The 13,352-nt window shown below is 61.6% G+C and carries 14 protein-coding genes; 8 read left to right on the top strand and 6 right to left on the bottom strand.

Annotation, left to right across the window (positions count from 1 at the left end; genetic code table 11):
- Window position 1: 1 nt before the first annotated feature.
- A complete protein-coding gene (locus tag AASM09_RS00700; protein WP_158229108.1) occupies window positions 2-1,057 on the bottom strand; it encodes a hypothetical protein in 1,056 nt (351 codons plus the stop codon).
- Window positions 1,047-3,437: a hypothetical protein gene (locus AASM09_RS00695; protein ID WP_130768356.1), complete on the bottom strand. Its 2,391-nt coding sequence runs from the start codon at window positions 3,435-3,437 to the stop codon at window positions 1,047-1,049. Before AASM09_RS00695 ends, AASM09_RS00700 begins: the two co-directional genes overlap by 11 nt.
- Before the next feature lie 978 nt (window positions 3,438-4,415).
- Here AASM09_RS00695 and AASM09_RS00690 point away from each other — a divergent pair.
- From AASM09_RS00690 to AASM09_RS00680, 3 genes are all read left to right on the top strand, one after another.
- Window positions 4,416-5,411, top strand: coding sequence for a DUF2268 domain-containing putative Zn-dependent protease (locus AASM09_RS00690; protein ID WP_049429830.1), 996 nt, complete (start codon window positions 4,416-4,418; stop codon window positions 5,409-5,411).
- A gap of 211 nt (window positions 5,412-5,622) precedes the next feature.
- Complete coding sequence (locus AASM09_RS00685; protein WP_010487149.1) at window positions 5,623-5,895, top strand: hypothetical protein; 273 nt, start codon at window positions 5,623-5,625, stop codon at window positions 5,893-5,895.
- Between the two features lie 157 nt (window positions 5,896-6,052).
- A complete protein-coding gene (locus tag AASM09_RS00680; RefSeq protein ID WP_049429831.1) occupies window positions 6,053-6,739 on the top strand; it encodes a hypothetical protein in 687 nt (228 codons plus the stop codon).
- 23 nt (window positions 6,740-6,762) lie between these two features.
- Here the strand turns inward: AASM09_RS00680 and arsH are convergent, their stop codons facing one another.
- The gene (arsH, locus tag AASM09_RS00675; RefSeq protein WP_049429832.1) at window positions 6,763-7,491 is read right to left on the bottom strand and encodes an arsenical resistance protein ArsH; all 729 of its coding nucleotides are present in this window, start codon (window positions 7,489-7,491) and stop codon (window positions 6,763-6,765) included.
- Window positions 7,492-7,508: 17 nt separating this feature from the next.
- On the opposite strand from arsH, the gene AASM09_RS00670 reads away from it, so the two are divergent.
- The 4 genes from AASM09_RS00670 (at window position 7,509) to AASM09_RS00655 (ending at window position 10,273) form a co-directional block, all read left to right on the top strand.
- Window positions 7,509-7,838: an ArsR/SmtB family transcription factor gene (locus AASM09_RS00670; protein WP_049429833.1), complete on the top strand. Its 330-nt coding sequence runs from the start codon at window positions 7,509-7,511 to the stop codon at window positions 7,836-7,838.
- Between the two features lie 36 nt (window positions 7,839-7,874).
- Entirely contained in the window at window positions 7,875-8,378 is a 504-nt protein-coding gene (locus AASM09_RS00665) for an arsenate reductase ArsC (RefSeq protein WP_049429834.1), read from the top strand.
- 7 nt (window positions 8,379-8,385) lie between these two features.
- Window positions 8,386-9,417: an ACR3 family arsenite efflux transporter gene (arsB, locus tag AASM09_RS00660; protein ID WP_049429835.1), complete on the top strand. Its 1,032-nt coding sequence runs from the start codon at window positions 8,386-8,388 to the stop codon at window positions 9,415-9,417.
- Window positions 9,418-9,898: 481 nt separating this feature from the next.
- Window positions 9,899-10,273: a hypothetical protein gene (locus AASM09_RS00655; protein ID WP_080355047.1), complete on the top strand. Its 375-nt coding sequence runs from the start codon at window positions 9,899-9,901 to the stop codon at window positions 10,271-10,273.
- Window positions 10,274-10,333: 60 nt separating this feature from the next.
- Here the strand turns inward: AASM09_RS00655 and AASM09_RS00650 are convergent, their stop codons facing one another.
- Window positions 10,334-11,008 (bottom strand): Ivy family c-type lysozyme inhibitor, encoded by a 675-nt coding sequence (locus AASM09_RS00650; protein WP_049429836.1) that lies wholly within the window; start codon window positions 11,006-11,008, stop codon window positions 10,334-10,336.
- Between the two features lie 135 nt (window positions 11,009-11,143).
- On the opposite strand from AASM09_RS00650, the gene AASM09_RS00645 reads away from it, so the two are divergent.
- Window positions 11,144-11,596 carry a YybH family protein gene (locus AASM09_RS00645; protein ID WP_049429837.1) on the top strand — a complete coding sequence of 151 codons (453 nt, stop codon included), beginning with the start codon at window positions 11,144-11,146 and terminating at the stop codon, window positions 11,594-11,596.
- Window positions 11,597-11,749: 153 nt separating this feature from the next.
- Here the strand turns inward: AASM09_RS00645 and AASM09_RS00640 are convergent, their stop codons facing one another.
- Window positions 11,750-12,775 carry an NAD(P)H-dependent glycerol-3-phosphate dehydrogenase gene (locus AASM09_RS00640; protein WP_005407597.1) on the bottom strand — a complete coding sequence of 342 codons (1,026 nt, stop codon included), beginning with the start codon at window positions 12,773-12,775 and terminating at the stop codon, window positions 11,750-11,752.
- A 20-nt stretch (window positions 12,776-12,795) separates the two neighbouring features.
- Complete coding sequence (gene secB / locus AASM09_RS00635; RefSeq protein WP_004153553.1) at window positions 12,796-13,314, bottom strand: protein-export chaperone SecB; 519 nt, start codon at window positions 13,312-13,314, stop codon at window positions 12,796-12,798.
- Window positions 13,315-13,352: the final 38 nt, after the last annotated feature.

Below are 13,352 nucleotides of genomic sequence, written 5' to 3'. Positions count from 1 at the left end.
CTCACAGATCGCCTTCGCTAGGCAATGAGCCCTTGATGGTCAAGAAGTCCGCTAGGCGTAGAGAACGCTTGCCATCGGCAAGTCTATTGAACGCGTCTATCTCTCCCCAGAGCAGCCTGTGGTTCCTTTCGGTTCCAGACGCTGCTCGCAGATGCCCGAGCTCGATGGTATTGGAACCATTGCGACAACGCTCTTCATTCGCCCGCATCAAGTACCGCAGAGTTGGGCCAAAAATTCCTCCTCCATTGAGAGCAATGAGCTCTAGGTTTTCCTGGAGAAGGCTACCTTTTGAAAGTGGAAATCCCTTGCCGATCGCCTTGATCAGAGAGGCGTAGGATCGCAGGTCGTCATTGTCATTCAGACCGTACGGACGCATATAGAGAACGTCAGATCTATTGAACACCTCTTGGGAATCCTCATAGAGCGTGGACGCTTCATGGGTTCCTATCATGATCGCCACACAACCAATTTCTTCAACAAGCGCCATGATGCCAAGCATGTAGTTGCGTGAACTCTGACTCTTCGGAACCCTGCAGATGTTCGCAGCCTCCTCTATGACGATGTACCTCAATCCGCGAATTCTAGACATGCGCTCAAACGAAAGACGAAGGTCTCTCTCCGCTGTTCTCGCGCGCACTTCACGCCAGAACACTGAAGAGGCTCGCCGCTCTGCGGCCACGTGCGTTTGGTCAGGATCGCCACCGGTTTCCATAGCATTAGTCCAGCTAGTGTCGGGCTCAGTTATTTCCTGATGTAGGCGCAAAGCGAAGTCTTTCGGATTGAACTTGTCGCCCTGATTCAGGATTGCCCTTACGGAGATCAGCGGCAAGTGGCCTGTTGGCCAAAGTTGGGGATTTCCTCCGAGCTCAGGCAACAGCTGCCGACGCAACTCGCTCTTTCCTGACCAGGAGGGCGCTATCAACCAAACAAAGTCTCCTGGCCGAGCTCTCGAAACTGATTTCAGTAGGCTGTGCTGGGTAGTTAGAAAGCGCTGATGTGGTATGAAAGGGAAGCTCATCTCATCAGCTGGAAAATGGGGCAGGATGCTAGCGTCCATGCGAATCCCCTTCCACAATGAGATCGGGGAGCTCATCAAAGTTGACGACCAATCTCGCTTGAACCTTCGATCGACTCGCATTTGGCGGGGCTTGCGTTTCCTTTCCACTTGCTAGCCCCATATCATTGGCTCGCTGCCTGGCGTTGGCCATGCTCGTCCTCTCATAGTTCTTACGCTGCAGCTCCTCCTTCTTGCTCTCAACATCCGGCGTGATGAACTGCTCCCACATTGCCTCGAAGTGACGATCCTGCTCGGAGTAGTGACCAATCTCCGAGACCTTCGAGCACCATGCCTTGTAGCGTCTCTTCGTGGTCTGAATCCAAACGAATGAAATATCCTCAGGATCACGCCGAGCACTGAGGATCTTCTCTTCATGCGCGCGCGACGCGAGATCCGCGTTCGTGTAGCTTCTCCTCCAGTGTCTGATCCCCCTTGTTCTTTCATAAGAGCATGATTTCAATTTCACTGAAGTTTGAAATAGGAAGTCATCGTCTACAACCGTTGGTATTCCAGAGTTTGGAGCAGTCAACTGACTGTTCTCAAATCGCTCTCGCGCACCTGCGAAGCCATCCACGGGCATCTCGGGCATCAGGCTGTACAGAAGGTGGTGAATTTCGGATTCTACGGTCGAGAAATCTAGGCGCGCGGTCGATCTGCTTTTGAATTTTCCATCGACACTTCTACCGGCTTTATCTGGCTTTGTGCTCCCAATCAATTTGTGGCTGACCATGGAATTGATAAGCCCTTGAACCGTCTCACACTGTGAGTTGAAGCGACTCGCGCCTGTCGGCACTGTGAGTATGGAGATGCCATAGGTTCGACAGAGATCACCTAAGGCTGACTTAAGATCAGTGCCTCGATCGATCACGATTGCGTGTGGAAGCTTCGCGTGCTCGCGCACATAGTTCCTCAGCAAAATTAGTGGCCCTTCGCGCCGAGCGGGACCGAAGACAAAGGCATGGGCCATAACCTTAGACGACGCTTCGTCACGGCCGCAGTACAGTACCGGGCAGTGGTCTTGCTGCCCTTCGTCTTCTTGTGTAAAGACTCGGTTGTCAACCTTGGTTGCATCGATGTGCAGGACAGAGTGCACAGCAAGCGCTTGGCCTGATCTAACCCGAGCGTCGGAACGCGGCCTATTTGCTTGATAGTTTCGCTTACCGCCGACAGCAAGATCACGTTGCCCCCTTGAAACGGATCGAACTCTTCTGACGAGCGCCTTCCGGCCAGGCACAGGAACGCCAGCGCACTCGCACTGCAGGGCTAGCTCACGATACAGATCGGCTAGCGTCGCAACCTTACCCTTTAGCCAATGTGAGCCAATGACTCCGCGTACAAGTTCTGATTGCGCGTGAGTGAGACGACTGGATCGGTTCCCGCACTTTGCGTAGTTGGTGATGAGATCATCTAGAGGATTGCGACCCTCTGCGCGCGCTAGTCTCACCCGCTCCTCCAACTTCCTCATCTTGGGTGTCGCTCGCTTTCCTTCACGAGCAAGGCATTCAAGCTTCTTCAGCCTTGCAACTGCCTTTGCCACATCAACTGAACTTGCGAGCGCAACTGGGCCGCTAGCTTCGGCATACAGGTTGTTGATGTTCTTACAGCACTCGGCCGCAATCGCCTCCGCCTGCTCTTGACTTAGGCTTAAGAGAAAGTTGCGCGTATCGGTAATCGGTATGTGCCCTATGGGCCCGTGGACTAGCCTATCCGCCAAGAGTCCTGCTGCGACCCCAGCGTTGAACCAAGGGATCTCTTCCATAAGAAACGCGATGCTTTTTGGCCCCATGTAAAGCTGCTTTTCCACCGCAGCAAAGCCCTCTCGGCGCACCATTGAGAGATCTTCATCCCAGTTTTGGTAGATGAACTGCAAGTTCCTATGGTATCGGCTGATGTTGCTGGGTGAGGCCCAGATCTTGTACTCGATCCCATGGGATGCTGCCCATCGCTCATACACCAGATTGCGATATTTCCCACCGTCCAGCACCCACTCTTCGGGCTTTCTCTCCACAAGAGTGCTGAGCTTGGAGATGGGCTTACATTCCACGATTTCCACGGAGGACCGTCGAACCACAAAGAAGTCTGCATGGGCGGTGCACACATGATTGCCGCGCCTTATGCCACGACAAGTGACCTGGCAAACATATGAGATGACGTCAGGATCAATTTCTAGCTCATATGCAAATGTTTGCTCGACTGTATGGCTTTCCAGCCTGCGAACATCGCGACACTTTCTTGAATAGAAGTCGACGACCACATTGTCCAGTGCATAGGCGCCAACGCTGCGCCCTGGTTCCTGGCCAAAGAGCTCGAGTGCGAAGGACCTATCTTCTACTGATAGATCTAGCGTTCTTAGATGATCCCTCAGCTGATCTGGGGTCATTGCCATCTCCCTCATGGTGGGAGATGGCTGCACGGCCCCCTCCCGCTTTGACGAGCACTTGAAAGAAGCACGGGTCGGGAGTAGATTCAGCTACGCGGAACTAAGCGCTAGCTGCGAACAAGCCCTGGCCTGCCAGCCAGGGTTTGTTGTTTCTTCTCCCCAGAGATCTTTCTTACTTAGCTCATTGCACGGGCTCCTTGATAGGTGCCTGCCGAAGGGACAAACGTCCACGGCGACCTGGAAGGTTCACCGCTTCGATGCCTAAGCGCCCCTGCACTGCAGCTCGTCTACCTGCATCTAGGCTACGGAATCCAAGTAGCTGCCTGGCATCCCCCACGCGAACACAGATCCCAGACTCATCAACGATCCTGTCTGCCAGTTCCTCTTCTGAGGACGCTTCAAGTGCCGCTCTTTGCAGGGAAAGTGCGTTCATTCCTCCAACATACGCAAACCAATGCTCGTTGCAAGCTCGTTGAGTCCCTCTGCATTTCGCAAGCCATAAATGGTTATACCTCCTTTAAAATCAATCCATTACAATCCTTGAAGCCTTAATACGTCGAGCGTTCTCCGGACGAGTCGAATGCTAGATTGGAGCCCATTGCGCGAGTGGAACTAACAGTGGCTTTTCATTTGTGGGTCCATGCCACATTGATTAGCGACTTCTTGCATTGCGCGTTGCGTCCATCCGAGATCCGTGCTGCCTCACTAGGTTCAGCCACGTCTTCACAACCTTGCATCGGAATCCAGGTAGGTGGCAGACGCCAGCAGACTGCACGGTCTGGAGAGCGGATATTCATTCGCGTACCCATAGTTGGTTCAGCTATGAAAGAAGTCTCCAACTATGCAATCATTTCCTTCGATATCAATTAGCTACGCTACGAGCGCCCCGACTATGGGGCCAAGGTGCTAATAGTCGGTGAATGTAGAGCCTCGGCTGCACCCAACTATGAGGCCAAAACGCGCTCTAACTATGGGCACGTGGCTACGCTGCCGGCTTCTTATACGCACCGCGCTCGATGCTTGACGTGGGCACTGATCTTGATCGCCTCGCCGGCCGCGCTGCTGCAGGCACAGGCGGCTGAGCGCATCGTTTCTGCCGGGCACATCGTCGTGCAGACGGACGATGTCGCGCGCTTCTTCAAGGTGCTGGACGCCAACCAAGGGCGCCCAAGCGCCGATGAACTGCAACACGGCTATCTGGATGCGGGTACGGATGCCCTGCGCAGCTTCACCGACAGCCGTATCGGCTCGATGGAGCGGCTGGCCAGTGCCATCCAGGACAAGCCGGCGTTGTTTGCGAAAGCGAGAACCTGCGCGACAGCATTGCCATCGATCCGCACGCGCGTCGCCGCTGCCGTCGATCAGCTGGGCGCCTTGTTGCCGTCTGCGCGCTTTCCCCCTGTCACCGTGCTGGTGGGCCGCGGCAACAGTGGTGGCGTGACCACCGAAGCAGGCGTGGTCATCGGACTGGAAGCGCTGTGCAACGCTGACTGGATGCAGCCCGACGTCGGCGATCGTTTCGTGCACCTGATCGCCCATGAGTACGTGCACGTGCAACAGCCCGGTGCGAGCATCGATGTCGCGCAGCCCACCCTGCTCTATCAGACGTTGCTTGAAGGCGGCGCCGAGTACGTGGGCGAACTGATCTCCGGGCAACCGGCCAACGCGCATCTGCTTCGTTGGACGCAAGGCCGCGAATGTGCGCTGGAGCGCGCGTTCCTGCAGGACAGCATGGGTACCGATCTTTCGAGGTGGCTGTACAACGGCCCCGGCGACGATGCGCGCCGTGGAGATCTCGGCTACTGGATCGGCTACCGCATTGCCCATGCCTACGTTGCGCGCGCGCCCGACACGCGCAACGCCATAGCCAAACTGCTGAATGTCCAGCCTGGAAACGCTGCAACGCTGCTGGAAGCAAGTGGATGGCAACCTGCGTGCGGAGCAGGCGAAAGCGCGCAGGCGCAGATACCGTGATGCCGGCTTCATACAGATGAATTGGCAATCTTGAACAGGCACAAGGCGCTTCGTCGACGCAGATCAGCTCGCCTGGTCCCGCTTGTTAATGTTGGGTCAGAAGCAGGCTTCACAGTGCATCCACGTACTCAAATTCCAGCTGAAAGCGCTTGGTAGCGACGGGAACAAACGCCGCTATATTCCAGCTTCCCCAGACGAAGGAGGGAATGCAATGAACCTGAACCCGCAACACATGAAGACGGCCCGCGCACTTGCTGTAGCGCTCATCGCCACCGTCAGCCTTGGCGCCTGCGCCTCTTACAAGAACGAGTTTGCAACCATCAACTCGCGTCTCGATCAGCTCGACGTAAAGGTGCAGGGTGCTGCGCAGAGCGCGGAGTCCGCCAACCAGTCCGCGCAGCAGGCCAACCAGCGTCTGGACCAGATCGAAGGTCGCGTGCAGCAGCTTGAAAGGGCACCGGCCGGCCGCAAGCCGCGCGGGTAATTGCTCCCTCACTGTTTGAATTGATCCACCTCTGTATCGGGAGCCAGTGGCCTTCGCCGGCCACTGGCGTCCTTCCACCCAGGATTGCATTGCAAGGAGCCGTCCCATTCGTACCTACTCCTCCCCTGCACGCCGCGCCCTCCATGCCGCACTGGCCATGGCGCTGGTCGTTGCATGCAGCGGCGTAGCCAACGCCAGGGACAAGGACGCACCTGCACCACCGGTGGCCGCCGTTGATGAACTTCCACCTGACCAGGGCGTGTCCGAAACGGTGATCGAACTGGCCGGCTGGGTGGTGGCCAGCAAGGATAACCAGGGCTATCCGTTTGCAGTCATGGACAAGGCGGCGGCGCAGGTTCTGATCTTCAGCGGCGACGGAAAGCTGCGTGGCGCGGCACCGGCGCTGTTCGGTTCGGCCATCGGCGACCACTCCGCACCCGGCGTCGCCAAGCTCGCACTGAGCGCGATTCCTGGCCACGACCGCACCACGCCGGCCGGCCGCTTCATTGGTGGCTACGGCCCCTCCGACGATGCCGGGCGCGTGCTGTGGGTGGACTACGATTCGGCCGTTTCAATGCATCCGCTGCCACCGGGCAGCCCGAAGGAGAAGCGCGCCGAGCGCTTGGCATCGCCCACGCCGGACGACAACCGCGTCACCCACGGTTGCATCAACGTCTCGCCCGCGTTCTACGGGCAGATCGTGCAGCCCATGTTCGAGAAGGGCGGCGTGTTCTACATCCTGCCGGACAAGGATTCGATCGCGAAGACCTTTCCGGAATTCGCGCAGAGCCGCGGGGATGCGAAGGACGAAGACGAGAAGGGCGCGCGGCGCGCAAGCAAGTAATACGTCGATCGGCGAATTGGAATTCAGGAAGCCGCAGCCCCTGCGGCCCTCGCCAATGCAGCGGCGTGCGCGGCGCCCTTGCGCTCGCTGTAGCGTTCCACCAGGTAGTCCGACCGCCCTCGCGTCAGCAGCGTGAACTTCACAAGCTCCTCCATCACATCCACCACGCGGTCGTAGTACGGCGAGGGCTTCATGCGCCCATCGTCATCGAATTCCTGCCAGGCCTTGGCCACCGACGACTGGTTGGGAATGGTCAGCATGCGCATCCACCGGCCGAGCACGCGCAACGTGTTGACCGTGTTGAACGACTGCGAACCGCCGCTCACCTGCATCACCGCCAGCGTCCTGCCTTGTGTGGGCCGCACGCTGCCATCTTCCAGCGGCAACCAGTCGATCTGGTTCTTGAACACACCGGTGATCGTCCCGTGCCGCTCGGGGCTGACCCAGACCTGGCCTTCCGACCACTGCGACCACGCACGCAGCCGCTGCACTTCGGGGTGGCTCGTGTCCACGCTGTCCAGCATGGGCAGCGCATGCGGATCGAACACCCGGGTCTCGCACCCCAGGTGACGCAGCAGCCGTTCGGCTTCCAGCGCCAGCTTGCGGCTGAACGACTGCGGCCGCAGTGAGCCGTAGAGCAGGAGGATGCGTGGCGGCCCCAGATCGGCGGCGGCGAGCTGGCGGTGATCGGGCTGGGGCAATGACGATTCCACCAGGTTGGGCAGGTGGGTACTTGTGATCGGCTTATTCATTCGACTATTCTAGAAATATGGAAACGTTGAATGCAATCGCCGCCCTGACTGCCCTGGGTCACGCCACCCGCCTGGCGGCTTTCCGCCTGCTGGTGGAGGCTGGCCCGGCAGGTCGCATGGCGGGCGACATCGCCACGGCCCTGCAGGTGCCCCCAGCCACGCTCAGCTTCCACCTGAAGGAGCTGGTGCAGGCCGGGTTGGTGGAGAGCGAAAACCAGGGCCGCCATGTCTGCTATCGGGCCAACTTCGGCGCCATGAACGGCTTGATCGAGTACCTGACGCACAACTGCTGCGCGGGCTCGCCTGACGCGGAGTGCGCACCCGCAGCACCTGCGTGCAAGTGCTGACACCGCACACGACCTTCCCCATCGAAGCGATTGCCCATGACCCGTTCTGTCCTGTTCCTCTGTACCGGCAACAGCGCCCGCAGCGTGCTTGCTGAAGCCACCCTGCGCGCCTGGGGCGGCGATCGCTTCAGCGCATTCAGTGCGGGCAGCCAGCCCACTGGCCAGATCAACCCCTTCGCGCTGGCCCAGTTGCAGGCCGAAGGAATGCCCATTGAAGGGCTGCGCAGCAAGTCGTGGGATGAGTTCGTGGATGCAGCACCGATGGATCTGGTGATCACCGTGTGTGATGCAGCCGCAGCGGAGGCCTGCCCTGTGGTGTTCGGTGACTTCGTCCGCAGCCACTGGGGCCTGCCCGATCCGGCGGCCGTAGCGGGTAGCGATGCCGACAAGGCCGCAGCATTCGCGCAGGCCCATGCCATCGTGAAGCTGCGACTGCGTGCATTGCTCGCGTTGCCCGAATCGGTGTGGTCCGACCGCACGGCGCTGCAGCAGGCGCTGGACCGGATCGGCCGGCTGCTGCCGACCGACGGCGCGCAGTGACGGTGCCATGAGCCTGTTCGAGCGACACCTGACGCTGTGGGTTGTGCTGTGCATTGCGGCTGGCACCCTGCTGGGCCACGTCCTGCCCGGCGCTTTTGCCGCGCTGGCATCCGCAGAGGTCGCCAAGGTCAACCTGCCGGTTGCGGTGCTGATCTGGCTGATGATCATCCCGATGCTGCTGAAGGTCGACTTCGCTGCGATGCGCCAGTTGCAGCAGCACTGGAAGGGCATCGGCGTAACGCTGTTCATCAACTGGGCCGTGAAGCCATTCTCGATGGCGCTGCTGGGCTGGCTATTCCTGCGCCATGCCTTCGCCGACTGGTTGCCAGCAGCACAGATCGACAGCTACATCGCCGGGTTGATCCTGCTGGCAGCCGCACCCTGCACCGCCATGGTGTTCGTGTGGAGCAACCTGTGCCGCGGTGATGCCAACTTCACCCTGAGCCAGGTGGCGTTGAACGACGCGATCATGGTGGTTGCCTACGCGCCGGTGGTTGCACTGCTGCTGGGCCTGTCGGCGATCACCGTGCCGTGGGATACGCTGCTGCTGTCGGTGGGCCTCTACATCGTGGCGCCGGTGCTGGTGGCTGCGTTGCTGCGGCGCTGGATCCTGATGCGTCGTGGCGAGGCAGCGTTGCAGCGGGTGCTTCGCAAGCTTGGGCCCGTCTCGCTGTGTGCGCTGCTGCTCACACTGGTCCTGCTGTTCGGCTTCCAGGGCCAGCAGATCGTGAAGCAGCCGCTGGTGATCGCACTGATTGCGGTGCCGATCCTGATCCAGGTCTATTTCACTTCCGGCCTGGCTTACCTGCTCAATCGTCGCCTGGGCGTGGCGCATTGCGTGGCCGGCCCTTCGGCGTTGATTGGTGCCAGCAATTTCTTCGAATTGGCGGTTGCCAGCGCGGTGGGACTGTTCGGCGTGCATTCGGGGGCTGCACTGGCGACGGTAGTTGGTGTGCTGATCGAGGTGCCGGTCATGTTGTCTGTGGTGCGGATCGTGAACCGTACTCAAGCCTGGTACGAGAGACGCGAAGAGCACTGACAGACCGGAGTGCGTCGAAGTCTATTTACGTCCTTCGCCCCGCACTGTCGTCATCGGCCTGGTGGGGTACCCGTACGCCACGTCATCAACTTCGACCCATGTCGCATATTCCCCATGCCGCTACGGACGTTGCGGCGCCTGCGTCTGCGACGGCTTAACAGCATGCAAAAATGCCAAAAGCGTCTTTGATCAAGCGTTGAATGCAACTGTTCTGATTGGCACCGCGCAGCAGCACGCGTACAGATGACGTGCCATCGAAAAAGGATGGCCGGGCTTCGAAAACCCGTGCGCTTGTTTGACAACGCTTGCCCGCCGGCGTCACCCCTCGTGGCGCCGGCGGGCAATCCGTCTGCCGGTCATGGCGGGCGGAGCGTGGAGGCCTTGTGCCTGCCGGTTTCAACAAGCGCCCGGTTTTCGAACCACGTCTCCGCCCGCCACCTTTGCGTGGCGGCTGCCGTCTGTCCTGCACGGAGCCCTTGCCATGAGCACACCCGAATCCTCCCGCCTGCGCGCGCAGTACGTGCCCGCCAACGCGGACGCGCCCTCGGAAACACCGCACCCGCACGATCCGCACGGTTTCATCGCCACGCTCGACCGCATCGGCCAGGGCGCGGCCGCCGACGGCCAGCCCTGGCCCGAACGTCATCAGATGCCAGGGCGCCGCATGGCGCTGGCCGACGCGGACTGTGCGTTGGCCGGGCTACGCGTGGCGCTGGAAATGCTGCTGGCTGCCGAGCGCGTGCGCCAGAACGGACCCGACGAGGAGTACGTGGGCGACCGCGTGATGGAGGGCCTGATGATGGCCAGCCTGTCGCTGGCCGCACAGGTCAGCGCGCGCATGCGGCCGGAAGGGTAATACGGGGAGCAACGCTCACTGCAGCACCGGGCACGGCCCGGCGCTGCGGAGCGCGCCACATCACTCGCAGAGCGCGCTGTCTTCCTTCAACGCGGCATCCTGCAGTGGCTGGCGCTGTTCGATCTGCGCACGCTGTTCCGCCGTCGGCTCGCCCAGCCACCACACACGGCAGCGCGCGGTAAGACGGCCGACCAGCTTCGACTGATCGGGCGAGTACAGCATCGCCAACGCGGTGCCGGGGCAATCGTGGGCCTGGCAGGCGGTGTAGAACCACCACGGCTCGCCCTGCAGCACTACCAGCTCGCCAGGGCCGCTGGGTCCGCTCAACAGGCGCTTGCGCAGCGACGGAATGTCCTTGTCGGTGGATTCGGCGTCCTGCGTGCCCTTCATCAGCGCATCGAACGCGGCCAGCACCTTCGGGTCCTTGCGGCCGCAGTCGTCCACGGTGTTGCCGCCCACCAGGGTGAAGAAGTGGGTCGCCAGCGGATTGTCCGCGCAGGTCAGTTCGCCGCCGGCGTCCGGGTCTTCCGGTTCGCCTTCGTTGTCCCACACCGCGGGATCCACGCCGTCTTCGATGGACGGTTCCTTCTCGACCACGGTGGCCGTGGCGGCCGGTGCTTCAGTCGTCGGCGCTGGCGCCGCAGCAGGTGCAGTCCCGCCAGTCTTCTCAGGTGCCTGCCCGCAGGCTGCCAGCAGCGCCGCCATCATCGCCATCCCTGTGATCCGCATCTTCATCGCGTGTCCTTGTCTGATCTGCGCTGCATCCGCCGAATTGGCGGCCGCGTGATTCTAACCAGCACCGCGCTAGGATGCGTTTGTAGCTTCCCGTCATCGCCTGGAGCCGGACGCATGCGCCGTACACCACTCGCCATGATCTTCTGCAGTGCCCTGCTGCTGGCAACGCCGGCAATGGCGTTCGGAGCTGAAGGCTCGACGCCTGCGCGCCTGGCCGATACAGCAGTGCCCGCGCCACTGGAGCGCGTGCTGCGCGACTACGAGCAGGCATGGCGCACCGGTGATGCCAAGGCACTGGCCGCGCTGTTCGCCGAGGATGGCTTTGTGCTGCAGAGCCACCAGCCACCGGTGCGCGGACGCAGCGCGATCGAGGCCGCGTATGCCGGCCAGGGCAGCAGCCCGTTGCGGTTGCGCGCGTTGGCGTATGCAGTGGAGGGGAACACGGGTTACATCATCGGTGCCTACGGCTACGGCAACAACGTGGGCGATACCGGCAAGTTCACGCTCACGCTGAAGCGTGAGGGCGATGGGCCGTGGCTGATCTTTTCGGACATGGACAACGCCAACGCGCCGCCACGGGCGCGGTGATCGGGCGTTGCAGTAGATCCACGCCATGCGTGGATATGCCGCGCGCGTGATGCCAAGCAAGCTTGGCACCGATCAATGCCTGTCTCCGGTCCGGCACCCGCATGGGGTACTCCCTGATGAAAAAACCCCGGCGCGAAGCCGGGGTTTTTCGATTCACTTGAACAGTGTGTCCGGGTATTCCGGTTTCTGTTCCCGCGCCAGCAATGCGCGCAGGCCTTCTTCCGGTGTCTGCTCGCCGTGCAGCACGGCGCGCACGCGGTCGGAGATCGGCAGGTCGATGCCATGGCGGCGTGCCTGTCGCATCACTTCGTCGGCAGTCTGCACCGACTCGACCACCTGGCCGATTTCGCGCACGGCATCCTGCAGCGTCTGGCCACGGCCCAGGGCAAGCCCCAGGCGGCGGTTGCGCGACAGGTCGCCGGTGCAGGTCAGCACCAGATCGCCCAGGCCGGCCAGGCCCATCAGCGTTTCCGGCTTGGCACCGATGGCAGCGGCCAGGCGCAGCATCTCGTTGAGGCCACGGGTGATCAGCCCGGCACGGGCGTTGAGGCCCAACTGCATGCCATCGGCCACGCCGGTGGCCACGGCCAGCACGTTCTTCATCGCACCGCCCAGCTCGGCACCGACCATGTCGTCGCCGGTGTAGGCACGGAACGCCGGGCCATGCATCGCCTCGGCCACCGTCTGCGCGAACTCGGGCACGTCGCCATGCACGGTGATCGCGGTCGGCAGACCTTGGGTCACTTCCTTGGCGAACGACGGGCCGGTGACGACGGCCAGCGGCACGTCCTCGCCCAGCACTTCGCGCGCTACTTCATGCAGGAAGCGGCCCGAACCGGGTTCGAAGCCCTTGGTGGCCCAGGCCACGCCGGCACCGGCCGGGCGCAGCGGCGCCAGCGCACGCACGGTTTCACCGAAGGCGTGCGACGGGGTCACCACCAGGATCCAGGCCGCGCCCTCCACCGCCGACGCCAGGTCGGTGGTGGCACGCAGGCTGTCCGGCAGCGGGATGCCCGGCAGGTAACGCGGGTTCTCGTGGCGCTGGTCGATGGCTTCGACCACGGCAGCGTCGCGCCCCCACAGCACGGTCGGGTGACCGTGCCGTGCGAGCAGGCTGGCCAGCGCGGTTCCCCAGGAACCGGCGCCCAGCACGGCGATCTTGTCAGCGGTAGTGCTCATCCGTGACGTCGCGGCAGGAATCAGGCGTTGCCGGCCGGCTCGGAGTCAGCCAGCGACGGTGCGTCGCCCTGCTCCTGGCGCTGGCGCAGGGTTTCTGCGTACAGGCCTTCGAAGTTGATCGGCTGCAGGAAGAACGGCGGGAAGCCGCCGGCCTGGATCAGGTCGCTGACCAGCTGGCGCACGTACGGGAACAGGATGTTCGGGCACTGGGTGCCGAGCAGCACGTCGATCGACTGCGGGTCCAGGCCGACCAGGCCGAACACGCCGGCCTGCTTCACTTCGGCCACGTAGGCGGTGCGCTCACCGGCCTGGCAGGTCAGGGTGACGGCCAGCACGACTTCGAAGGCGTTTTCACCCAGGCGCTGCACCTGCTGGTTCAGGTTCAGCTGCAGCTCCGGCTGCACCTGGTCATTGAAGATGGTCGGAGCGTTCGGCGACTCGAAGGAGACGTCCTTGACGTAGATCTTCTCGACGGTGAAAGCGGGGCCGGTGGCGGCATCGACCGGCGCAGCAGCGCCGTTGGTGATCTCTTCGGACATTTCCAGTAACTCCAATGAATGCAATGAAAACGATGGTC

The organism is Stenotrophomonas maltophilia, from assembly GCF_039555535.1.
GTDB lineage: Bacteria > Pseudomonadota > Gammaproteobacteria > Xanthomonadales > Xanthomonadaceae > Stenotrophomonas > Stenotrophomonas maltophilia_Q.
This window is presented reverse-complemented; position numbering and strand designations above follow the sequence as displayed.

Excerpts from the sequence above, each read along its gene's own strand:
- AASM09_RS00700 (WP_158229108.1), bottom strand. The coding sequence starts at position 1,057 with ATGGACGCTAGCATCCTGCCCCATTTTCCAGCTGATGAGATGAGCTTC.
- AASM09_RS00695 (WP_130768356.1), bottom strand. The coding sequence starts at position 3,437 with ATGACCCCAGATCAGCTGAGGGATCATCTAAGAACGCTAGATCTATCA.
- AASM09_RS00685 (WP_010487149.1), top strand. The coding sequence starts at position 5,623 with ATGAACCTGAACCCGCAACACATGAAGACGGCCCGCGCACTTGCTGTA.
- AASM09_RS00680 (WP_049429831.1), top strand. The coding sequence starts at position 6,053 with ATGGCGCTGGTCGTTGCATGCAGCGGCGTAGCCAACGCCAGGGACAAG.
- arsH (WP_049429832.1), bottom strand. The coding sequence starts at position 7,491 with ATGAATAAGCCGATCACAAGTACCCACCTGCCCAACCTGGTGGAATCG.
- AASM09_RS00670 (WP_049429833.1), top strand. The coding sequence starts at position 7,509 with ATGGAAACGTTGAATGCAATCGCCGCCCTGACTGCCCTGGGTCACGCC.
- AASM09_RS00665 (WP_049429834.1), top strand. The coding sequence starts at position 7,875 with ATGACCCGTTCTGTCCTGTTCCTCTGTACCGGCAACAGCGCCCGCAGC.
- arsB (WP_049429835.1), top strand. The coding sequence starts at position 8,386 with ATGAGCCTGTTCGAGCGACACCTGACGCTGTGGGTTGTGCTGTGCATT.
- AASM09_RS00655 (WP_080355047.1), top strand. The coding sequence starts at position 9,899 with ATGAGCACACCCGAATCCTCCCGCCTGCGCGCGCAGTACGTGCCCGCC.
- AASM09_RS00650 (WP_049429836.1), bottom strand. The coding sequence starts at position 11,008 with ATGAAGATGCGGATCACAGGGATGGCGATGATGGCGGCGCTGCTGGCA.
- AASM09_RS00645 (WP_049429837.1), top strand. The coding sequence starts at position 11,144 with ATGATCTTCTGCAGTGCCCTGCTGCTGGCAACGCCGGCAATGGCGTTC.
- AASM09_RS00640 (WP_005407597.1), bottom strand. The coding sequence starts at position 12,775 with ATGAGCACTACCGCTGACAAGATCGCCGTGCTGGGCGCCGGTTCCTGG.
- secB (WP_004153553.1), bottom strand. The coding sequence starts at position 13,314 with ATGTCCGAAGAGATCACCAACGGCGCTGCTGCGCCGGTCGATGCCGCC.